We start from the raw sequence: 23,025 nt of genomic DNA, 5'->3' as shown, positions 1-23,025 counted from the left end.
TATAAGACTGGTACTTGCCATTTTTTATTACTGTTATTTCACAAAATACATATCTTTTGCGTAGATATTACCGCGTGGATTGTTTTCTGGGAATCCTTTCAATGTGTCCCTAACCATGCGTGTTTGCGTATAGTTATACAGCGGCATCATCGGCGCTGTTTGGCTTAAGATAGCTTCAGCTTGCTGATATAAACCGTAACGCTGATTTTCATCTGCAGTATTTGAGGCTGTGGCTAATAACGAGTCAAACTCAGGTGAGCAAAAACCAGATTCATTCACCGGGTTATCACAGGTAAAGGCCTCTAATAGTGCCGATGGTTCAGCATAATCCCCGAATGCCCATGAACGTGCTAATTGAAAATCCCCCATATTTTTAGCGGCAACGTAACTCTTCCATTCCATGTTTTCCAAGATGACGTTTACACCAAGTGGTTTCCACATTGATGCAATGACCAGTGCAATTTTTTTGTGGTTTTCACTGGTATTGTACGTCAGGGTAAATGTGAGCGGATTTTGTTTGTTATAACCTGCCGCTGCAAGTAATTGCTTGGCTTTTTTAACACGCTGTTGTTGTGTTTGAACCGCAAAATCAGGCTTGCTCGTGGCATAGTTTGCTATCGTGCTTGGGACTATCGAGTAAGCAGCAGGTTCACCTTGGGCGGTAATTTTGTTCACTAATATATCACGGTCAACAGCCATACTCAGTGCTTGACGTACTAGCTTGTTATCAAAAGGCGCTTTACGGGTGTTGAATGAATATAAGTAGGTGCCAAGCAAGGCTTGTGATTTAATTTGTTCTGGATGCTCAGTCATCATTGATTGATAGTATTCTAGTTGCACCCTATTAGTCATATCAATTTCACCGGCTTGATAACGATTCCATTCTGCAATCTGAGATTCTAAACCTAAGTAAGTGACCTTGTTAATAACAGTGTTAGTGTTATCCCAGTATTGCGGGTTACGTTGCACTTCAACATATTCATTTGGTAGCCATTTTACTAATTTATAAGGACCATTAGTGACAATGGTCTCTGCACGTGACCATGTTTTACCATGTTGCTCAACGACAGCAGTTGGTAGCGGTGAGAATGTCTTGATCGTCATCATATTAAGAAAGTAGGGCGTTGGCTTGGTAAGCGTCACTTGCAGCGTTTTTGCATCGAGGGCTTTAACCCCTAAATCAGTGGCCGCTGCTTTGTTGTTTTGAATTTCTGTAGCGTTAACAAGGTTAGCGGTAACAAAATAATGGCCGGTATTATTGCCTGTGTCTGGGTTTACTGCGCGTTGCCAAGCAAACACGAAATCGCTCGCCAGTACGGGAGAACCGTTTGACCAAACTAAACCATCACGTAATGTAAAGGTGAATTGTTTGCCGTCTGCAGATACAACCCAATCAATAGCTTGCCCTGGAGTTAATTGCCCTTGGCCATTTTCAATGAGTAATCCTTCAAACATGTCATTGGCGATAATGTCATCAGGCATCCCTGAATTGACAAAGCTAGGATCTAAGCTGCTTGGTTCTGCACCATTACCGCGTACTAGGTGCTGTTCAATAGCGAGTTGGGTGCCAACCGGTACATTAGCGGCGATGCTAGCAAATGATAAGTTCAGTGAAACGAGTGCGAGTACGGTCAGTTGTCGTTTTTTTGTCATGGCAATTCCATTGCGTAAATAAGACAGGGGGGACTTAGTATTGTCATAACTTTAGTATGACGTCAATATTATTTATCTACGCTAATAAAAACGGGAACACCCGATTGGATATTCCCGTTATGTTCTTAGTCGTTGTTTAAAATGTTTTAGTGTTATTGAACTATCACATCACAAGATAAACAGGCCAACCTAATAAACCAATAAGACCTTCTTTATCTTCGTATCGTTCTAAACGTTCTGGACTGGCGTTGTCTAAACGCAGTTCTCGATAGTGTTTAGCGAACGTTAATGTACGTAGTAAACCGGCAGTAAAGTATTTACCTTGGTCTGTTCTGATGGTCTCAGCGAGTGTAGACGGTAACTCAGACAGCGCGTGTTCAACCTGTTGTTCAATGAACTCAAGTGTAAACCATGCATCATCGAACTCAATCTTAGCGATATTTTGCTTCAGATTTTGTCTGACTTTTATTGGACCAAAAAGAAGGCGATATAGCACGACTTCTGCAAATACGTTTTCTAAACTTAAACAGTCGAGTGGATCATAGGTAGACTGTGCGTAAAACTGGTTTAGCAGACCGACAATGGACTCTTCACTATTAAAGTCTAATAGTGCGTCTTGGTAACTCTGCCAACCTAGCCATTCATCTGCATCACTCGGTGTTGAAATTTTATCGAGTAAAATAGGGTCGATATCGCCATAAATTGACTTACCGTTTAGCTTGTACTTACTCACACGACTCAGCATGCTCCAACCTTTCTGGAAGGACTTTACCATGCCATTTGGTGCGATAAGCAGTTTAAATGCTATCGCTTGGTCGTGATTACTCAGCGACATTAATCCTAAGCTAGCAACCCCGATCACATCGAACGCGGCATTTTCTAGCAGATGCATTTTATGTTTGTTATAAAATTTATCAGCTAGCTTAAGACTCATTAATATCGCTTTGTTTTTTATTTCAGCAAGTTGAGTTTCATCTAATAGCGATTCTGCTTGCGCATAATCTAATACTTTCGTTAAAAAAGGACCTTGATTACTGTCTCTTAGTACAATTTCCATTAACGGAGTCCTTAATCAAGAAAGCTAAACATGTCATCAACTTCTTCGTATTCGTCTTCTACTGCGTTCTTTTCTTTTGCTTGCAGTACTAACTCATTCACGAAACTGTCGATGATAGCAACCCAGCTTGAGTTTTCGCTGCGCAGTAAGTTCTTAATTGATTTTTCAACTTCCGGTGCTATTTCTCGGATCAAGGCTAATAAGCTACGTGGATCGTCAATACTTAAACTGTGCGTTTCTTCTTCAACACTACGGTCTGTAAAGCCAACGGTTTCACCATCATCTTCATCATCATAATTGTCTGTGATGTGGCTGTGGTGATCAGCTTCTACCTTAGGAGCTAACAGGTATTCAATAAATGGGATCGACAGATAAAATAGACCCGCTTGATCTTCAGCAATACATTCTAAAATAGCGGCTTGCTTCGCTTCATTATCTTGAATTCGGATAAGATAAGTTAAAAAATCAAACGTATGCTGAATTAATTCATCGGCGTTGTTTTTTACTTTTTCTTCCCAATACAGAGGCTGCTGACAAACGATGTCGCGGATCTGTTCCGGCGTCATCAGTTCTGACATGATAGAAGGGCAAGAGATATCATGGTGACTGTTTATTTGTGTTAATGTGACGATATCCATCTGTTCGATCACTTCCACTAATACTTCATCAGTCATGGTGTTAGCCATTAACTCAAATTTCTTACTTGCTTGTTGCGGTTCTACATCAGCAAGTTGTTTGATCTCAATTACAGCTGTTTCAATTAAGCTATTCATTAAAGCTCTTCCTCGTCAAATTGATCGTAATAACCTTCTTCGCTATCTAGGTAGTCATTATCATCTTGTTCTTGAGCTTGCCTAGTCGGTGTAGACTGATTCTCATTCGCCAATAAGAATAGGACGATACAGCTTTCTATTAATAAGGTCTCAGAGAATTTTTTTACAGCTAATACCAGCGGTAAGTCTTCCTTATTAAACGCGACAGTGGTTTTAAAATCATCCCACTCAGGTTGAATACCTTCTTTGACCCAGTGAGCCCACTGGATTTTAGCTTCAGGTGGAAATTTAACTTTGTCATAAAGCGCAATCGGTAAGTACTCAGGTACAGACTCAAGTAACTGCGGATCAGCTAATAAAACAGCCTTCATTTGGCTGGTAAATTTTGCAAGTGCATCAGGCGTATCAGGATCGTTATAAGATTCGATATTGCTATATGCATTTTCTTTTAATTCATCAATACGTGATAGATCTAGTGCTTTTGTCATAAATGCTCAGAAATTAACTTATAGAATAAAATTGGTCCCACAGCTCGCGCATCGCGGCAGCAGGGTCGGTCACAATAACGTTACTGAAGTTTTTTACAAATTCGCGTTTTAGCTTCGGATCTGAAAGCACTTCATAGGCGTTTCTTACGCGCTGCAGCTGAGCTTCAGCATGCTTTTTTTCATCGTCTGATGCACCGAGTAATTTATCTGGGTGAAAGCGATTCGATAGACGTTTATAGGCTTTTTTCACGTCATCTTCGTTTGCGTTCGGCTTGATACCAAGCACACTAAAGTGGTTAATCATAATGTTACCTGTGAGAGATTAGCGCAACCAATAATTTGGGAGGCAAAGTTTAACGGCTGAAAGGTCAGAGCACAACACAAATCCGCTATTGTTGAAGCTTAATGTGCATCCTGGACGCTAACGACCAGATCTCGGGATTTAACATTATAATTTTACCCTTATTGTATATATTTTAACGTTTATCTAAAGTTTAGTTAAGGCCTCGCTAAACATCGAATCAATTAGCTGCGTAGCGGTTTACCCTAAGGTAAAATTATATGCTAAAGCAATCGAATTAATGTAGTATTGCGCTCAATATAGACGGTAAATTTAGCTTGTGCCGACATTTTTTGGAGTTATTAATGAAGTTCAGTCCCCTGTTAGATCAATTAATTAATGATCTACAAATTTTACCAGGTGTTGGCCCTAAGTCTGCCCAGCGTATTGCTTTCCATATTTTAGAGCGTAAGCGTGATAACGCTGTGTCTTTGGCGCATTCTTTAGAGAAAGCAATGATTGAGATTGGCCATTGCCAACAGTGCAACACGCTGACTGAATTAGATATCTGTGCTATTTGTGCTAATCCCAAACGTCAAATTGAAAAAAACCTTTGTGTCGTTGAGGGGCCTGCTGACGTTGCGGCGATTGAACAAACCAATCAATTTAGTGGTCAATATTTTGTGTTGATGGGTCACTTATCACCATTAGATGGTATTGGACCGGATGAGATTGGTTTAGATAAATTGGCCGCGTTATTAGCGTCTGGCCATTATGAAGAACTTATTCTGGCAACCAATCCAACAGTGGAAGGCGAAGCGACGGCATATTACATTGCTGAGATTGCACAAGAGTATGGCGTGAAAGCAAGCCGTATTGCGCATGGTGTACCTGTTGGTGGTGAATTAGAATATGTCGATGGAACGACCTTGTCCCATTCATTACTTGGTCGACAACAAATTAGCTAATTTATGCGTTAGTGCTTAGTTCATTGACAAGTACTAGTTCATTGGTAAGTATTAGTTTAGTGATAAATAGAGAACACCAAGCATCAGTGTTGTTGGGATAGACAATGTTATCAAGGCTTTCAATGTACTACTAAAATTCATAATGACCTCGGTCTTTAAAAATAAGTAATAACATCCTTGTCATCAATCTAATGACTGGGAGAATAACAATTAAGTATAGGTAATACTAGTTCAATAATAAAAAACCGATAGTGAATAACGTCACTATCGGTTTTTTTATATAATCGATGTATTAATACAGGCTATGTGTTAATACATTCGATTTATTACCATCTAGCCTAAGGCTAACAGGTAAATTAAGCTGCGAAGTTAGCTGCAGCGAAATCCCAGTTAGCTAGTGCCCAGAAACCGTTAAGGTAGCTAGGACGTAGGTTACGGTAATCGATGTAGTAAGCGTGTTCCCACAGATCAACTGTGATTAGTGGTGTAACACCCGCTTCAGTGATTGGCGTACCTGCGTTAGAAGTATTAACGATTTCTAATTCGCCTTCAGCGTTTTTAACTAACCAAGTCCAGCTTGAACCGAAGTTGTTAACAGCTTTATCGTTGAATGCAGCTTGGAACGCTTCGAAAGAACCGAATTTAGCGTTGATAGCGTCAGCTAGAGCGCCTTCTGGTTGGCCTTTTGCAGCAGGAGTAAGGCTGTTCCAGTAGAATGTGTGGTTCCATACTTGTGCAGCATTGTTGAATACTGGACCAGTAGAAGATTTAACGATTTCTTCTAATGATTTTTCAGCAAGAGGAGTACCTTCGATTAGACCGTTAAGCTTAACCACATAAGTGTTATGGTGTTTGCCGTAATGGAAAGAAAGAGTCTCTGCAGAGATATGTGGTTCAAGTGCATCTTGCGCGTACGGTAAAGCTGGTAGTGTAATACTCATAGGTATTTCCTTATGTATTGATAGCCAACGGCTATCCATTGCTCATTATTGATTTAATTATTGCAAGAATACTAACGCTAGCGTTGAATATATTCAAGCATTTGAATGTAATTGTACTGCTCAATTAATAAATTGTAACCAGCAAAGTAAAAATTTAACAATTAGACTAAATATAAAACAAAATAACCCTACAAAATAACGGTGTTAACAGAGCTATAATTAGCATAAAATGATTAATTAAATTTGTATTTATATAATGCATTCTATGGTTAGAGTTTAAAAATTATAACTACAATAGATGTAAACGCTAAGATTTGTGAGGACACAATGGAAACTTTAGATAAAATTAAACAGCAACTTGCTGAGAATTCAATCATCCTATACATGAAAGGTTCGCCAAAACTACCTAGCTGTGGTTTTTCTTCACAAGCATCACAAGCTGTGATCAACTGTGGTGAGCAATTTGCTTACGTTGATATCCTACAGAATCCAGATATCCGTGCTGAATTACCTAAATACGCTAACTGGCCTACATTCCCACAACTATGGGTTGACGGCGAGCTTGTTGGCGGTTGTGACATTATCATGGAAATGTTCCAACAAGCTGAATTACAGCCATTAATCGCTGAAGCGGCTGCAAAAGCGAAAGCTGAATAACTGTTAATGTTTGTTGTAAGCAATATTATTTGTTTATAGCCAAAATTGACATGCGAAAAAGGGAAGCAATTGCTTCCCTTTTTTATATCTGCGACTTAGGCTATCGATTATTTAAATCATTGATAGCCTAACCAGAACGATGAACTATGTCGCGATAATGGTTATGATTTTTACAGTGTAACTGCCGCGATCCAACCAAAGATAATAAGCGGAATATTATAATGGATGAATGTTGGTATTACAGAGTCACGGATATGATCGTGTTGACCATCAACGTTAAGACCAGATGTTGGGCCTAACGTTGAGTCTGATGCTGGTGAGCCTGCATCACCTAATGCTGCAGCTGTACCAACAAGTGATGCAGTTGCAAGTGGAGAGAAACCAAACTGCAGTGCCAATGGCACGTAGATAGTCGCAAGAATTGGAATAGTCGAGAATGACGAACCAATGCCCATTGTCACCAATAAGCCAGTTATTAGCATTAACAGTGCAGCTAAGCCCTTGTTATCGCCAATTACACCACCAATCGAACCCACTAACGATTCAACACCGCTTGTTGCTTTCATTACCTCAGAAAAACCAGATGCCGCTATCATGATAAAGCCAATCATCGCCATCATATGAACACCACGGGTAAAGATATCTTGAGTCTCGTGGAATTTGATCACGCCACCGAGGGTAAAGATAATGAAGCCTGTTAGTGCACCTAAAATAATTGAATCGTAGATTAACTGTAAGCTTAGTGCAGCCACAACAGCAACCATCGCTACAATAATGTGACGAGGATTAAATTCAACTTTTTTTACTTCTTTTGTTGTTAATTCACTTTCAGTTAAATATTCACGCGGTTTACGGTAACTAAATATCACTGCGGTAATAAGGCCAATAACCATGCCTAGCACTGGCAGTGCCATTGCTGTTGGTAATTGTTCGGCAACGACGTTTGCACCATTATCATTTAGATTCTTAAGTAGAATATTATTTAAGAAGATACCACCAAAACCAATCGGCAAGAACATATAGGTTGCTGTTAAACCAAATGTAATGACACAAGCAACCGCTCGACGGTCCAAGCGCAATTTATTCATCACACCCAATAGAGGCGGTACAAGTAGCGGGATAAACGCGATATGAACAGGGATAACGTTTTGTGAAGAGATTGCTACTAATAGTAAGGTAAAGAGTAAACCGTATTTAAAACCGTTTATTTGGCGTTGAGTGCCGCCAGTGCCTAAGCGAGCCACGATTTTAGCAGCTAAGATGTCAGTAATACCTGATTTGGAGATAGCAACTGCAAACGCACCTAACATGGCATAGTTTAATGCAATTGATGCACCACCACCTAAACCTGAGTTAAACGCTGCAATAACTTCTTCTAAAGGTAAACCACCAATTAAACCGCCTAAAATGGCACTAATTGTGAGCGCTACAACAACATTAATCCGCATAAAACTGAGGATTAACATAGTAAGCACCGCGATAACGACAGGATTCATTTATCTACTTTCCAATGTTAATAATTTCATTAATCGTAGTATATAAAACTATAGTGAATAAGATAAGTGAATTTTGCGTCTATTTATGGGTATTTATATAGATATAATGAATAATTTAAGCTTGAGCTTCATGATATTAACAATTTGGTGCTTCATAACGAACTGAAAACTTGTTGCAGATTGCACTTTGACTGCTAGCATTGCGTTAATAACTTGGTGTTTTATTCTGACCTGTGATCAAACATGGCGCATGGATGCTTTATATTAACTTAATTTAGCATTTAAGCCTTAATTGATGGTGTTAAGTCTCTATTCAGTTTGAGTTTACTTCGGCTACCTTGCTAGATTCGTTATGGCGCTTATAAACTCATGATTCATTTAGCTAAAATAAATAGTGACGAAATAAATAGTGGGCTCAAAAAAACATACACGAGCACTTATTTTATTTCTTATATTAAAGATTTTTGTCGCTCTCCATTGACCTTAAATTCCTATCTATTATATCGCGGCTGTCGCAATGCAATACTCATCACCACGCTATTTTCGTCTTTATCTGTACGCGCAGAAAGTGTGGATGATGATAAGCAGAAGCATTTTATTGCCGAGACCGTTATCTGCGGGGCTACTATGATGTATACCGAAAGTTGGTGGCAAACGATGTTAGTCGGTTTTACAGTTGGTGCGTTGAAAGAGACTTATGATGGCAGTCAAGAAGGCAATAAGTTCGATAAAAATGATATGGCTGCAAATATGCTAGGTTGCTTGGCAGGTTTAAGCTATGGTGCAACTGTATTGCACTTTCATTATGAAAGTGAGACTGATACGACGACAATTGGTGTGGAAGGTAAGTTTTAACTGGTTTTTACATTATGCGTTTTTTGCCCCTTTACGCGTCAGAACTTAGTGCTTAACTCAAGTCGTGCTTAACTCAAGGTTATAACCACTATATTGTTCATTACGCAGGGGCATAATTACTTATTCTGTTTCAATGTCAGTGCTTAGCATACTGTCACTAACAGCTTCAGTCTCTTCTTTAACTTGGTCTTCAGGGACTACAAGTGGCCAACCACCCATATCTTTCCATTTGTTGACTATATAGCAGAATAACTTTGCTGTTTGCTCGGTATCATATTTAGCGGAATGCGCTTGTTTATGATCAAACGGGATACCGGCAGCCATACATGCTTTAGCAAGTACTGTTTGGCCAACAGCTAAACCAGCTAGTGTCGTGGTATCAAAGGTCGCAAAGGGGTGGAAAGGATTACGTTTAATCTTTTCACGACTCGATGCAGCGCTTAAAAAGCCATGATCGAAAGCAGCATTGTGTGCAACCATGATCGCACGATGACAACCGGTCTCTTTTAAGCCTTTACGAACTGCTTTATAGATCTCTGTGATTGCATCGCGTTCTGGTACTGCACCACGTAATGGGTTCGTTGGGTCGATACCGGTAAAATCTAAGGCTGCTTGTTCTAAGTTAGCGCCCTCAAATGGTTCAACGTTAAAGTGTAGGGTATGCGAAATTTTAAGATAACCATCTTCATCCATCTCAAGAATAGAAGCGGCGATCTCTAACATAGCATCTGTTTGTGCATTAAATCCCGCTGTTTCAATATCGATAACAACAGGGAAGTAGCCACGGAATCGTTGGCTAAAAGCTGATTTTTCAGTTGTGGTCATGTGATCATTTATTAGTGTTGACTTGGTTGGGATTATGCCATAATAATCGTATCTCCTCTAATCAACTTTACGAATATCGGGTTAGTTTTTGCGAATTGAGTGTTAGTTTTTAATAATTGACTATTAGTTGTCGGGATAATCAACAGGGAATGTTATTTAGAGGGTCTTTACCTTATTTGGTATTTTGAAGTTTTTTTAATTTTTTGAGAAAAGAGACTCAAGTTATTTAGCTCAATACCGATAAGTTAATATAAGCTTCGAACAAACAGGATTTTGAACCGTATGAATAACTGTCAACATTTTATAATTGCTTCACTTGTTGCTGTCGGTTCAACAAGTGCTTCAGCTAGCATGAAAAATTATGCGGCTAATTACGAGTTTTCTCAATGGGAAAATAGTCGTTCTACGCCCGTACAATGCAGTCTGGAGCATGATATTCCTCGTTATGGTCAAGCCATCTTCACCAGTCGAGCATCGAAGTTAATTAACCTTAACTTTGAATTAGACATGAAGCGTTTACCTGCACAAGCTGAAATGGCTTCGTTACGTTCGGTGCCACCAAGTTGGAAACCAGGCAGTGCAGCGAAAGATCTGGCTGATGTTAAACTGTATCGCCAATTTTCAGGCTATGTGAGTGAGCAACCAGCTTGGCGTATGCTGGATGCATTAGATTCTGGTGACTACCCAACATTTTATTTCCGGGATTGGTATCGCGGCGGTGAATTTATCAGTGTTGGTTTATCTTCAGTGAACTTTCAAAATAAATATCAAGAATTTTTAGAGTGTGTGAGTAACCTATTACCTTATAGCTTAGATGATATTGCTTATTCAGTACTTGATTTCAATGCATCAAGTGATGAATTAACACAGCAAAGTCAGCAACGTTTAGCGATGATTAGTGAATTCTTACAATACAGCCCTGATATTAATGTCGTTGTTGTAGACAGCTATACCGCGAGTTATGGTGATGAACTACAAAACTTAGAAACTTCTTCATTACGCGCAGAGAACATCAAGCAGTACTTCTTAGCTAACGGTTTTGAAAACCTCGAAATAAAAACCAATAGTTATGGTGAGAAAAGCCAAATAGCGTCAAACAGTAATGTTATTGAGCGACAAAAAAATCAACGTGTTGTGATATCATTGGGTCAACCGACTCTTTAATATCACCCAGTTGTAATAGGACGTGTTATGCAATTTTTACATACTATGGTTCGTGTCAAAAACTTAGAAGCTTCTTTAGATTTTTACTGTAATAAACTTGGTTTGATTGAAGTTAAACGTAATGACTATGAAGCCGCGCGCTTTTCTCTTATCTTCTTAGCAGCTCCTGCTGATGCTGAACAAGCTAAACAAACTTCTCGACCAACACTTGAACTTACCTATAATTGGGATGAAGAAGCATATGAAGGTGGACGAAACTTCGGTCATCTTGCTTATGAAGTTGACGATATCTATACAACATGTGCAGAATTACAGGCTGCTGGTGTGATAATTAATCGTCCACCGCGTGATGGATACATGGCATTTATTCGCTCCCCAGACGGTATTTCTATCGAATTACTGCAAAAAGGTGACAGACTAACACCCCAAGAACCATGGGCTTCAATGCAAAACGTTGGCGAATGGTAATATAGTAATACAGTAATACGGTAGCTATGAGTGTGAGTGATGACTCACGCTCAGTTACTTACATCCACAAGTAACCCCTTAATTCCCCAATCCCCTAATTAAAAATTAATATATTATTAAGTTATAATAAAACCATTGTTATATTCATAGCAATATAAAAACACGTGTATATAATTTATTGATATATTAGACTATTTATTATGAATAATGAGAATAACTAAATTTAAATTAATTATCCCCATGTAATTACTTCTCAATAAACACGTTAATCCCAGCCTGAATCCCGACATGATAAAAACAATATAGTCATTATAAACATGCGTTTAAAGTGCAATTTTTATTTTAAATATGATTCATTTATTAATGTAAGGCGTGATATTTAATTTGTTTATATAGATTAATAGCGATATTTAAGTAACTAAAAATGTTAATTAGTTGGATTTTTAAACTGTTTGTAATTGCCACCTTAGAATTATTAACCTACAATCGCCGCCTCTTTATATCCGACAGGTTTTATTATTAATGTCTACACAACTAGCTAATCCAGCACCACTGGGCCTAATGGGCTTCGGTATGACTACCGTGTTATTAAATATCCATAATGCGGGATTTTTCCCAATGGATTCTATGATACTTGCGATGGGTATTTTTTACGGTGGTATTAGCCAAATTATTGCGGGTATATTGTGTTACAAACGTAATGATACGTTTGGCACGACAGCGTTCATCTCGTATGGCTTTTTCTGGTTAACATTAGTTGGTTTGATCTTGATGCCGAAAATGGGTGTTGCAGCGAGTCCTGCTGGATTTATGGGTTGGTACCTGCTTTTATGGGGTCTATTTACTGCTGGCTTATTCATTGGTTCATTACGTTATCCACGTGCAAAACAGATCGTATTTGCTTCACTAACGGCATTGTTCTTCTTACTTGCTGTTCGTGACTTTAGCGGCAGTGCTGCTATCGGTGTTATTGCGGGTTATGTTGGTATTTTCTGTGGTTTAAGTGCGATGTACTTCAGCATGGCGCAAATCCTGAATGGCGAATATGGTCGTGAAGTATTACCTGTGGGTAAACCTGTTTTTTAGTCATAGCTGATTAAGCAGTAAGTACACTATATAATGAATATGATAAAAGCGCGCTCAATCCATTGAACGCGCTTTAGTGTTTAATAACGAAATGTTTAATAAAAATGCCTAGTTACTGCAGGTCTCGTTGAAAGAAGGGGGCAAATTCTTCCGTAAACATTTCTTGAAACGAATCACCAGACTTGTAGATCATGTACACCGCTAACCCTTGTTGCTTTGCCAACGCCATAGCCTGTTCTTCGCCCATCGCCATAAATGCAGTCGCAAAGCCATCTGCAGTCATCGCAGAAGGGTGGATAACTGTCACGGAAACCAAATTATGTTGTGCTGGTAGCCCTGTTATTGGATCTATAGTATGAGAAAAACGTTCATCATTTAGGTCATAATAATTACGATAGCTACCTGATGTGACGATGGCGTTAGTTCCCACACTGATAACATGTTGCACTGAATGCGCAGAAGTCGATGCTTTTTCAATCGCAATTTGCCACGCTAAATTATTCCCATTAATGCCTTTAGCGCGTAAATCGCCACCAAGACCAACAATATAGTTTTTAATGCCTAACGACTCTAAATACTCAGCGATCACATCAGCACCATAGCCCTTTGCTATCCCAGATAAATCAACATAAAGACCATCTATATTTTTACTTAACGTCTTTTTAGTGTAATTCAGATGCTGAATACCAACGCGTGATAGTGTTGTTTCAATCATTTTTGCTGTTGGTTTTTGTTGTGGCACATCAGCGGGGCCGAAGCCCCATAAATTAACGAGAGGGCCAAGTGTGATATCGAATGCACCGGATGTTATCTCGTGTATTCGAATAGACTCTGCCACTACCTTCGCTGTATCTTTTGATACTGGAAAGTGATTAATAGCAGGGCTTAGATTAAAGCGCGATAACTCGGAGTGCGGGCGATAAGTCGACATTTGCTCGTTAATTTGCTCTAGGCGTCGATCTATTTCAGCATGAATGGAAGACTGTTTACTTGTCGTTAATGGGAAGTGAGCTACCTTTATGTCATAAAATGTACCCATAGTTTGACCTTTAAAAGTGCTATTGGTTCGCTGTGGTTCCGAGCAGCCAAGCATTAAAATACTCATTGTAATGGCCGTTATCCACTGCAGTGTTAATTTAAGGTGCACTGAGTGTATGCATTGCATCTTTGTATTTATAATTTTGAAATATAACATTTATATACTCTAATTTTACTGTGCGATAATGTGATGATTAAATCCAGATGACTGAATTTAGGTGATTAAGAGGCAATACCCAGTAATGTCGTGGTGATATAGAAATAAATGAGTAACCCAGTAATATCAACAAAGGTCGTGATAGCGGGACTCGCTACAACGGCTGGATCTAATCGACAGGATTTAGCGATTAAAGGTAAAGTGGCACCAATAACCGTCGCTGTAAGCACTTGAAGAAACAAGGCTAATGCAATCGCAGAACCTAATAATGTTAAGGTGATACTTCCCGGTAATACCGCGCTACTTGATAGAAATCCGACTTTGAGGAAAGACGCGGCAGCTAATGTTAAACCGATCAGACTAGCGATTTGTAACTCCTTCCAGACAACGGCTAGCCAGTGTTTAATTTTTAACTCACCCAATGCTAACGCTCGCACGATCACGGTAGCTGATTGACTTCCTGCGTTACCCCCCGTGTCTGCAATCATAGGCATGTATAAAGCGAGTATTGTTAATGCCGCGATCGCATCATCATAACTTTGAATGATCATGCCGGAAAAAATGCCGATAGCCGCCAAGCCTAAAACCCAGATTATTCGTTTACGTACATGGTCCACCACCGACATATCAAGATAACTTGGTTCGTCTAGGGTACTTTGAATCCCCATCTGTAAATTGACATCTTCCGTCTGTTCAGCTTGCATCACTTGCGAGGCTTGTTGCCATTGAAATAAGCCAACTGGGTGCCCGCGTATATCGACAATGGGTAGGTATTCTGAATTGGCAATGTGTAGTTGGCTGACGGCATATTCTTGATCTTCACCAACATGGCAAGGTTCAATTTGTAATGCGATATCTGCTAATAACAGCTCTTCATCATGCTGAAGTAGTGTGTGCAATTCCAGTAGAGCATAATAACGTCCATACTGATCAACGATCATTGCCGCTTTAGCATCGAGATCTGTGTTTAAGGATTTTATGTGCTTTACGGCCTCTGCAACTGACATAGTATGACTTAGCAGTAGCGGGAGTCCTGGTGATATCATCGAAAATACAGGACTAGTGGTCGTTGCTAATAACTCGATATCGGCAAGTAACCAAGCGGGTAATAGCTTTTTTAAATCAATATTATCTAATGCTAATTTCTTTATTTGATAGTATTGATTTAAGGTTTTATTACTAAACCAATGACGTAATTCCTCGATTGAATGATTTGTTAAAAACGAAATTAACGTATGTTTAGTTTCATTGTCCCATAATTCAAAAGGGTGATTGATATCATTATTTAATGTTAATGTGTTTTCATTGTTTATTAGCGCTGTATTATTGGACATGATTAGTCCTCCAATATAATAGGATTTAATATTTTTATAATGTGAATAACAGCGATGACGGGAATGTTTTTATTGTGATTTTATTTGTGCTTAATTAAACGTATCAAATATAAATACACATACCACTACACATCGCATTGCTGGAACGGTAGTAGACTAGGAGGAATGTCGATTTCCATTTACTTTCCTATTTATCAATATATTACATTAAAATATTATTTATCAATGACTTAATTTAGCTGTGATGATACGAGTAATAATCGTTTATTATTACAATGTAGCCGATGTGTAAATCCAGTTGATTATTAAATATAATATTATTAGCACTGACGATAGCGATTAAAAAATCGTCACGAGGCATTATTTATAATGCGTTAAATACGTCTAATCATGATGGGTATTCTAGATTATGGACGTTTTATATAATGAGAGAGGTACAAATAGAGGCGGGGTATTTTATTATTTAGTATCCAACATCTATATATAGGCTCTCCTACAATGATCGCTTTCCATGTTATTTCCTTTGCTTGATTAATTCGAGCGGATTGTAATTTTAATGATACTTCAAGTCAATGTTGAAACTGGGTCTTTACACTAAATATCATTGGTTTACATATGTGTTTTATATTATTTATTATTTACCGTAGAATACTAGCCAAATCCAGCCCGTTACTGGATTTGGCTTAGGTGAGTCTCCTTGTTATTCTTCAGGGTAGACCTTATCTTTGAAACTCTATTATATGGACTAAAAAAGCCAGTTCAAGTCAGTTAATGAGTGAAAAGTCAGGTTTTAATTGGCTTGAGGTGCTTCACGTTACCTAAGTTTCATTACAAAAAAAACTAATTTTGTAAAATTAAGAGTTTTAAGTGAATATTTAAGAGCATTTCCCCCGAAAATCCTTTACAAAAATCTCCCTCTTGCCGTTCTAGGCTTTTAAGATACTCATTGAGTATCTCGAAGTAGAACTCGCCAGCATCACTTGTTTTGGAAGATACCTTGAGTAGCGACAGTATTTTTTGCGAAAGCGGATTATCATCCATCAAATTAGAAAACATATTTTTACCTACGGCCTCTGATTTAATAAGAACTGATGCTCGCTTTAGTGGTGAGCAAAGCTATACACAACCTGCTGCATTTCACCGTAAACACTTTACCCGACGCATAGTAAAAACGCTACGCGTTGCGAATCAGTCTTGAAGCGTTTGTTAGGCGAAATTACTTTGTCCGATCCCTTGTCACTTTAAATTCGGTGTCATGCAGTTTTGCATGAAATACCTCTACATCTCTCGGTACAATTTTAACTATGTCAGATTTTTTCAGTTTTGAATTAACACCGATAATTACTTGTTTGATCTTTAAATTGTCATCAAAGGCTCTGAAATACAGCTCACTCTCTTTATCAAGACCACTTAACCACAGGATAGAACGATGCTCTTGTTCGTAATGCCAGTGTTTAAACTTAGTCGTCATAAGCGTAAAAGCCGCCTCCTCGGTGTCGAGATCTATGTCTCGTGGGCTAAGCCTTGTTGGAACATAAGTAATTTCTCGAAGACATTCCTCGTGAATATCAAAAACCAAGCATAAACCACTATGGTTTTCTGCATAATGCCCCCATTGAACTGGATTTGTCCAATTGCCACTAAAGCACAGAATACCGAAGTTTTGAGCAACTGCGTCTTTAGCAAATGTCAGCTTAGACTTGACCTTTTTATCTGCTGTTTCCACACAAAGCATTTCAAATGGGTCATTTAAATTATTCAAATTAGAAACTTTAAGTCGTTTCTTCTTCAGGTTATCGAGCCCGTACTTCGAGCCTGTAAAATAGTAACACAGCAATTAAATTTACCTCTTTCGCCTAACGCCTTGCTCAGCGGAAAATGCGAGCTTTAGCGAGTAGTTTTTCTGATGCAGCAACTTGTTATACAATTTTGAACAGTGTTCGATACAATTCTTCAACTGTGTCTATTACTTTGAATTTCGATTTAGATATTATGCGCATAGATGGACGTTCATTTTTAATCCCATCAGCATTTCCTTTAGTATGTTTTGCTACAGGGAAGTTTTCCATATCTGGTAGCTTCTCGTTAGGTTTACCACCAAAAAATAAGAAAGGTCCTAACTCTAAAGTAGCCTCATTAAAATAGACCCAAACGACACAACCAGAATACTTACTAGCCAAAGCTACATGAAGCTTTTGACGAGCAGTACTGGAACCAATATGGGACGTTTTCAGTTGCACATGTCGAATGGCTCCTAGATCTTCCATAATTAAGTCGTAACCTTGGTTATCAACCTCAGGTTTAGCTATTTCAATTGAGCAACTTCCATTTTTCCAAGAAATTTTGAGTAATTCACTAATCAGTGAATGCTCAATAAGTTTTTCTCTAAATGAAGAGTTTAAATTATGCTGACTCATAAATCCTCGTAATCGTATAACGCCCTCGTTAATGGCAAATAATAGTTGATTAAAATAAGCGACGCAGGAGTAAAGTCTAACTGTGATTTGTCCTTATTTAACAGCTTGTTATGCCTGTTTTTCTACTCATGTTCAGGGTTTTACAATTACAGTGCTGTTATAGCCAGCCGAGCAATATTTAATAATCCCGTTAGGTGATGTAAATTTTAGGCTTTGCCCCTCTAGTAGTAAACTATTAAGATTTGGTAACTCAAGAGGTTTGTCTTGAAGCTCACCTTTTGAACATTGACCAGCAAAAAATCTAAACTCTTTCTGATAATTATACCTAGAGTCTTTCATAGTCAATGAGCGCCCCATTGGGTTATTTGAATAGCTCACTAATCCATAGCTAACTTGAGCCTTGGCAGTTTTTTCAACAAGTCGTGCATAATGCTTGATTTTACTTGCCGGCAGTAAGACAAAATAGCAACCAAACTCTTGTTGCATTTGTTCTAACGAATGTTCAAAGTCGTTATGAGAACCAATAACAGCCCAAGACTGCATCCAAGCATCATGTGGTTCAGACGCAGGGTAAACGAGTACGCTTTCTACTTTGTGACCAATTAAGTCTGTTCCATCTGGTTTTAAGAACTTTGGCTTATTTCCGCCAAATTTTATATTCCAATATAAAAGGCATGATTCATTTCTATCACCTCTACCAATATCTTCACATGTACGGTAATAGTGGGGGGGGCGAAACAAACTCGTTCCGCTTATAAAATTCAAATAATGATCTTTTTTACTAAAGAATTTGATTAGTGCAAATGCACGTTGTGAATTATTACTGCACATATACTCCTCCAGACCAACTCAACATGCATAACGCCGCGTTAAGTAATGAGCAACGCCACCACTGAACCTAACCTATTGTGCCGTAAATACTAAAGCTGACTCAAACCAAAAATCCCGAGCGTTGCGAATCTGCCTTAAACGCTTTGTTGAACATATTTGTCGCGCAACTCATTTTCGTTTTTTCCAATCTACAATACCCGAGATAAAGCCTGCGAATAGGGTAATCACCATACCTAAAACCGCAGCTTTATCGATTGAAATTGTTGTTAGCTTGGCTAAAAGTCCATCTCCAACAGTATACGTATAAGATGCTACAACTGCTGTCATCAGAGATGCCGAAATCGCAAACACCTCCGGTTTTTTACCCGAGTTGGAATCTTTCACTTTAGATGATTTAGTTTCAGTGGATACATCACCGCTGCTACTCTGAGTTATAGTTCTGATATCCGAATCATTTTTCTTTATTGATTCATAAACGGCACATTCAGTGTGAAGACGCTGAAGTTCCGTTACGAGAGTATTCTTGCGAGCTCTATCTAGTAATGGGCTTGAAATTGTTTCCGATATAAGATCTTCGACTATCGAGTTGGCGGATATAGACGACTGCTTTAGTCTCTTTTCACGAACCATGGAGTCTATAACAGCATTTAATTCAAACTGAGATATTTCACGGCCCTCCCCAACTTGATAAGACAAACGTTTTACAATATCTCTTCTCACGTCAAAATACTTTTCAGCTTGCCCTTTAAAGTACAAATAAACAGCAAGAGGTATACCGACAATTGATGCCAAAGAACCCACAATTTGAAGAAATTCGTTCATCCACTCTCCTTTAATATGAATAACGCTCGCATAAGAGGCGGAGCGACAGCGAACTTAATGAGCTTGTTATGTGCTATGCTCACTTTGTAATTCTTCGTATGTACAGGTGCGAATTTTTCCTGCTGGAACTCCGCATTTTACTAACTGCTCTAGGTGATGAATCGCATCCGATTCTTCATAAGTGCTAACCAGCCAAATTGCATTTTTCGATCTTTCCGCCAGTCTTTTAAAGTACGGCAAATCAATCTTATTGAATGAGTGACCAATTACGGTAATTTCTAGATAATTATTCAAAGAGTCTACGAATGCGAAGTTATTCTGAAGCACTTCATTAACAGGCTTTTGAAAAGCATAGAAAGGATATTTAGCCGCCCCCTCCGCATCAGAGAACATGGTTCTATTGCTATCTCCATTTTCATCTAGTTCGGGCTCTTCTTCCCTCGTTTCACCATGCCCGAATATCAGTTCATCATAACTTTCGGCCTGACCATGAATATGAAGAACCTTATCGCCATGTATCCCATATACTGATTGAAGCGTGGAAGTATAGTTGAAAGTTAAATAGTTCGCTTCCCTAGGTAATTTCAGTTTTTGGGATGCGGCTGAAGCATCGATTTCTTCAATCCACTCTCGAAAGGACTCTTTAATTGCTTCCACATGACTGTCAGCTTGTTCGGTAAGCTCATCTTCTAGCCCATAGGCCTCACTAGGTCTAAAACTTTCCGATGTCACATCAATGTGATTATAAGCTTCATAGAAATACTTCCACTCAAAAAATCCAAGCGAATTTTCAAAGTCACTCCAAGGCCCTGAGTGACTCATGTCAAATAAGTAGTAGCTCTCCATTTCGTCAAGCAACTCCTTTGCAAAAACATAGAAATCATCATAACTCGTAGGCAATCCATGCCACAGATCAAATCCATTTCCTATGATATAAAGCTTCGGTATCTTCAATTCGCACCCAATAACTGATTCTTCACATAGCATTTGTATAGTAGGACGTCTCGATTTGCCAAATTTATTCTCCTCAATAAAGGTGATTAATCAATTGAAACCCTCAAATGTATTAATTACATGTTGATAGGAAAACGAGTCGTCCTGTAAATTATTTATTTAGTCTTGTAAGTTATATACAATTGATTATATTGATATTAATCTTATGTCACAAGATAAACCTGACTGTCTTTTTACAAATCGAGACTGCGTTCACCAAAATACAAATAACACTTTATAAAATAAGACTATTTAGTCATTTTCATTACGTATAAGTAGGGTGAACTTAGTGGGTAAATTTTACATGATAAAATGAATGGTAAATCGATGTGGATAAATACTTGGTGAGTAGATACTCTAAGCCGTTTTGGGGCATATCCGTCACGTAAAGTGATTTGAAGAAGATTGATAACTTCAAATTATTTCGTTAACAGGGACATCTCTAGCAATTTTATCCTGTTTTCGTCATCAACAACTTCCGCAAGTCGATTATGTATTACATCCCTTTGGGAATTTGAATAGTAGGACGCCCACCATTGACAGTTCGGCTTAACTATCTTGTTTACATAGTCAAAGTAAGGCTCATCAATTTCTGCTATAGAATGGCCTAGGATTATCACTATATCAATATCTGCGAAAGACTGTAGAAACATGCTAGACGCTTGGATACAAGCAGTAGTGTCCTTGTAACTCCTTTTAAAATATCCGTGAGCCTCACTAACTGCATACTCATAATCAGGTGAGTGAGAATCAGAAAAGGCCTCAATCTCTTCTTCTGAGAGTGTTGATATGTCAATTGGGGGCTGAACTTTATATTCTAAAGCCTCCATACCATGGCCAACAACAATGGGGGTTTCAGAGCTATTCAATTTGCCATGAATGTAACAAATACGATCTGGAGATATGTTATAAATCCTCTCAAGAGTATTCGTATAGTTGAAACATAGAAAGCGGGCGCTAGTATCGAGTTGCAATTCTTTACCTTGCTCAACTATATAATTTTCCGCTAATGATAGATACTTGTTCAAATCCTCTCTAAGTCCCGTTGTAAGGGCCCCAATAGCACTTTCTACTTCATAAATAAATTGATTTTCATGAGGGTCATCATCATAGTACTGGCTAGCATATTCAATGAGTTCATCCACATCAAAATTGGCAAGATTTGTCTCTAACTGTTGCCAGTGCTCATCAAGTGTCTGGTTAGCGGACATCATAAAAACACCATTTTCATACAATCGATGGAATTCACTATCTTTGGAATAGTTGCTAAAACCTGTTAATGATGTAGGCAATCCATGGTGCAAATCAAATCCATTACCAATGATATAGAGTTTATTCACGCTAGTACCATCCTATCTTATAAAGTTTAAGGAAGTTGTTAATTGGTTAGAAGTTAGAGCGTTAATTATTTTGTCGCATTACGAAATTTTGATCAATGTTCCGAGACTAAAAATAATCGCAGATTATGAGCTAACTTGAAACGGGGCTGTTCCAGCTTAGAACGATCATACTAAGCCATTGATGGAAATACCTTGTTAGAGTGCCGATTCCAACAAGGTTTATTAGTATTAGGAAAAGTATGCCTATTGAGATTCGCGCCGCATTAAGATATGAGCAACGCTACCACCGAACCTAAACCACTGCGCCGTAAATACAAAACCCTGACTAGAACTGAAAATGCCGAGCGTTGAGACACACTCTTAAATGCTTTGTTATAAGCGTCCCAACATTCGCTCGACCTGACTTTTTCTGATTTTGTAGTTAGTACCCTTAGATATGCCAGATTTCGTCATTGTTGAATTTGGTCCGATTAAGACAGAGTCGACTACCTTTGAAAATGGGATAGTTACATAACTTGAATGCTTTGTAGTAGTAAAGCCTAACTGCTGATGCAAGCTTTGCTTTCGATTGTTATATTCACTGAAAAAAGCAGCAGACAATATCTCTGAATCTTTCGTAGTAAATAGCCCCCACCTTGCTAGTTGACTACAAAAGAACAGGAACAGTGAATAATTGTCAGAAACTACGCAACGGAACTCTTTTTCTTTTTCATATGGTTCAGCGGATTTGATAAAGTTTTTCCAATACTCCAAGAAGAAAAACCAAATTGTAGTAGACATGTTATTCAGCTTGGAATTTGCAGCCTGTATTGCAGGAAGCAACATTTCCAAAAATGTATTCAGCCAAGCTTCATCATAGGAGATATAACAGCATTTTAGATAATTTGGGAGTAACTCAAAATCTTCAAGCGTTTCTTCTAGGTAAGCAATGTACTTAGCCGTTGAAATACGAAGACATATACCTTCGCCTTTGTTGCCATAATTATCCCACAAGTAAGAGTTTTTACTTGTCGTTGTATTGGATTGAATGAAAACATGATCATTAGATAATGCGGTATTTACCATATGAGCAAAGTCATGCTTCTCAAGAGTCTCATTGTTCGTAATATGACCGCTAACTCTACTTTCAATGTCTAACTTAACTTTTCGCTCTAATTTATCTTCAAAATTACTGACAGTGAACATACGAATAGTATCTGACTCAACCATCAAGTAAAAGCTGTCAATAGACGTGTAATGATACACATAGTCAGGAAGTTCAATATTGAATTTGCTATCAACACCTTTCAGGAATCCAAAAAATAAGTTCCTAGCCCCATTAAGTTGATCTTGCACTTCTTTATTCATACTTCCTCTGCTGTTTTAGTTCCGTTTAAGCAATT

At 38.4% G+C, this 23,025-nt stretch carries 23 protein-coding genes; 6 read left to right on the top strand and 17 right to left on the bottom strand.

Annotated features, from left to right (window positions below; translation table 11 throughout):
• Positions 1 to 33: 33 nt before the first annotated feature.
• The 5 genes from FR932_RS10130 to atcJ all read right to left on the bottom strand — a co-directional run bounded on the left by FR932_RS10130 (position 34) and on the right by atcJ (position 4,275).
• On the bottom strand, positions 34 to 1,653 hold the full coding sequence (locus FR932_RS10130) for a peptide ABC transporter substrate-binding protein (RefSeq protein WP_019440499.1): 1,620 nt from the start codon (positions 1,651 to 1,653) through the stop codon (positions 34 to 36).
• A 163-nt stretch (positions 1,654 to 1,816) separates the two neighbouring features.
• Positions 1,817 to 2,710 (bottom strand): cold adaptation protein AtcC, encoded by an 894-nt coding sequence (gene atcC, locus FR932_RS10125; RefSeq protein ID WP_019440498.1) that lies wholly within the window; start codon positions 2,708 to 2,710, stop codon positions 1,817 to 1,819.
• Positions 2,711 to 2,721: 11 nt separating this feature from the next.
• Entirely contained in the window at positions 2,722 to 3,483 is a 762-nt protein-coding gene (gene atcB, locus FR932_RS10120; protein WP_019440497.1) for a cold adaptation protein AtcB, read from the bottom strand.
• The gene (atcA, locus tag FR932_RS10115; RefSeq protein ID WP_019440496.1) at positions 3,483 to 3,971 is read right to left on the bottom strand and encodes a cold adaptation protein AtcA; all 489 of its coding nucleotides are present in this window, start codon (positions 3,969 to 3,971) and stop codon (positions 3,483 to 3,485) included. The genes atcB and atcA overlap by 1 nt, the downstream gene beginning before the upstream one ends.
• 13 nt (positions 3,972 to 3,984) lie before the next feature.
• On the bottom strand, positions 3,985 to 4,275 hold the full coding sequence (gene atcJ / locus FR932_RS10110) for a cold adaptation protein ActJcold adaptation protein ActJ (protein WP_019440495.1): 291 nt from the start codon (positions 4,273 to 4,275) through the stop codon (positions 3,985 to 3,987).
• Positions 4,276 to 4,616: 341 nt separating this feature from the next.
• On the opposite strand from atcJ, the gene recR reads away from it, so the two are divergent.
• Positions 4,617 to 5,219: a recombination mediator RecR gene (gene recR, locus FR932_RS10105; protein WP_019440494.1), complete on the top strand. Its 603-nt coding sequence runs from the start codon at positions 4,617 to 4,619 to the stop codon at positions 5,217 to 5,219.
• Positions 5,220 to 5,575: 356 nt separating this feature from the next.
• Here recR and FR932_RS10100 read toward each other — a convergent pair whose 3' ends face one another.
• Complete coding sequence (locus FR932_RS10100; protein WP_019440493.1) at positions 5,576 to 6,160, bottom strand: superoxide dismutase; 585 nt, start codon at positions 6,158 to 6,160, stop codon at positions 5,576 to 5,578.
• A gap of 327 nt (positions 6,161 to 6,487) precedes the next feature.
• On the opposite strand from FR932_RS10100, the gene FR932_RS10095 reads away from it, so the two are divergent.
• Positions 6,488 to 6,817: a Grx4 family monothiol glutaredoxin gene (locus FR932_RS10095; RefSeq protein ID WP_019440492.1), complete on the top strand. Its 330-nt coding sequence runs from the start codon at positions 6,488 to 6,490 to the stop codon at positions 6,815 to 6,817.
• A 170-nt stretch (positions 6,818 to 6,987) separates the two neighbouring features.
• Here FR932_RS10095 and FR932_RS10090 read toward each other — a convergent pair whose 3' ends face one another.
• Positions 6,988 to 8,313, bottom strand: a complete 1,326-nt coding sequence (locus FR932_RS10090; protein ID WP_019440491.1) for a Na+/H+ antiporter family protein — start codon at positions 8,311 to 8,313, stop codon at positions 6,988 to 6,990.
• A 369-nt stretch (positions 8,314 to 8,682) separates the two neighbouring features.
• On the opposite strand from FR932_RS10090, the gene FR932_RS10085 reads away from it, so the two are divergent.
• Positions 8,683 to 9,168, top strand: a complete 486-nt coding sequence (locus FR932_RS10085; RefSeq protein ID WP_019440490.1) for a YfiM family lipoprotein — start codon at positions 8,683 to 8,685, stop codon at positions 9,166 to 9,168.
• Positions 9,169 to 9,288: 120 nt separating this feature from the next.
• On the opposite strand, the gene rnt is transcribed toward FR932_RS10085, so the two are convergent.
• Positions 9,289 to 9,993 (bottom strand): ribonuclease T, encoded by a 705-nt coding sequence (gene rnt, locus FR932_RS10080; RefSeq protein WP_019440489.1) that lies wholly within the window; start codon positions 9,991 to 9,993, stop codon positions 9,289 to 9,291.
• A 282-nt stretch (positions 9,994 to 10,275) separates the two neighbouring features.
• Between rnt and FR932_RS10075 the strand changes: the two genes are divergently transcribed.
• From FR932_RS10075 to FR932_RS10065, 3 genes are all read left to right on the top strand, one after another.
• The gene (locus FR932_RS10075) at positions 10,276 to 11,157 is read left to right on the top strand and encodes a flagellar protein MotY (protein WP_019440488.1); all 882 of its coding nucleotides are present in this window, start codon (positions 10,276 to 10,278) and stop codon (positions 11,155 to 11,157) included.
• Positions 11,158 to 11,184: 27 nt separating this feature from the next.
• Positions 11,185 to 11,625, top strand: coding sequence for a lactoylglutathione lyase (gene gloA, locus FR932_RS10070; protein ID WP_019440487.1), 441 nt, complete (start codon positions 11,185 to 11,187; stop codon positions 11,623 to 11,625).
• Between the two features lie 522 nt (positions 11,626 to 12,147).
• Positions 12,148 to 12,711 carry an acetate uptake transporter gene (locus FR932_RS10065; RefSeq protein WP_019440486.1) on the top strand — a complete coding sequence of 188 codons (564 nt, stop codon included), beginning with the start codon at positions 12,148 to 12,150 and terminating at the stop codon, positions 12,709 to 12,711.
• A gap of 112 nt (positions 12,712 to 12,823) precedes the next feature.
• Here the strand turns inward: FR932_RS10065 and FR932_RS10060 are convergent, their stop codons facing one another.
• The 9 genes from FR932_RS10060 to FR932_RS10010 all read right to left on the bottom strand — a co-directional run bounded on the left by FR932_RS10060 (position 12,824) and on the right by FR932_RS10010 (position 22,990).
• Positions 12,824 to 13,816 (bottom strand): FAD:protein FMN transferase, encoded by a 993-nt coding sequence (locus FR932_RS10060; protein WP_019440485.1) that lies wholly within the window; start codon positions 13,814 to 13,816, stop codon positions 12,824 to 12,826.
• Between the two features lie 155 nt (positions 13,817 to 13,971).
• On the bottom strand, positions 13,972 to 15,240 hold the full coding sequence (locus FR932_RS10055; protein ID WP_019440484.1) for a magnesium transporter: 1,269 nt from the start codon (positions 15,238 to 15,240) through the stop codon (positions 13,972 to 13,974).
• A 1,216-nt stretch (positions 15,241 to 16,456) separates the two neighbouring features.
• Positions 16,457 to 17,002, bottom strand: a complete 546-nt coding sequence (locus tag FR932_RS10045) for a DUF2971 domain-containing protein (RefSeq protein ID WP_240532371.1) — start codon at positions 17,000 to 17,002, stop codon at positions 16,457 to 16,459.
• Between the two features lie 157 nt (positions 17,003 to 17,159).
• Positions 17,160 to 17,657, bottom strand: coding sequence for a hypothetical protein (locus FR932_RS10040; RefSeq protein WP_019440481.1), 498 nt, complete (start codon positions 17,655 to 17,657; stop codon positions 17,160 to 17,162).
• A gap of 132 nt (positions 17,658 to 17,789) precedes the next feature.
• Positions 17,790 to 18,488: a hypothetical protein gene (locus FR932_RS10035; RefSeq protein WP_019440480.1), complete on the bottom strand. Its 699-nt coding sequence runs from the start codon at positions 18,486 to 18,488 to the stop codon at positions 17,790 to 17,792.
• A 168-nt stretch (positions 18,489 to 18,656) separates the two neighbouring features.
• Entirely contained in the window at positions 18,657 to 19,310 is a 654-nt protein-coding gene (locus tag FR932_RS10030) for a hypothetical protein (RefSeq protein WP_019440479.1), read from the bottom strand.
• 66 nt (positions 19,311 to 19,376) lie between these two features.
• The gene (locus FR932_RS10025) at positions 19,377 to 20,264 is read right to left on the bottom strand and encodes a bacteriophage abortive infection AbiH family protein (RefSeq protein WP_240532370.1); all 888 of its coding nucleotides are present in this window, start codon (positions 20,262 to 20,264) and stop codon (positions 19,377 to 19,379) included.
• 458 nt (positions 20,265 to 20,722) lie between these two features.
• Positions 20,723 to 21,643, bottom strand: a complete 921-nt coding sequence (locus FR932_RS10020; protein ID WP_019440477.1) for a bacteriophage abortive infection AbiH family protein — start codon at positions 21,641 to 21,643, stop codon at positions 20,723 to 20,725.
• Between the two features lie 372 nt (positions 21,644 to 22,015).
• Positions 22,016 to 22,990: a hypothetical protein gene (locus FR932_RS10010; protein ID WP_019440476.1), complete on the bottom strand. Its 975-nt coding sequence runs from the start codon at positions 22,988 to 22,990 to the stop codon at positions 22,016 to 22,018.
• Between the last annotated feature and the right edge of the window lie 35 nt (positions 22,991 to 23,025).

It is taken from the genome of Moritella marina ATCC 15381 (genome assembly GCF_008931805.1).
Lineage (GTDB): Bacteria > Pseudomonadota > Gammaproteobacteria > Enterobacterales > Moritellaceae > Moritella > Moritella marina.
Note: the sequence above shows the minus strand (reverse complement) of the source record. Positions and strands in the feature narration are given on the sequence as shown.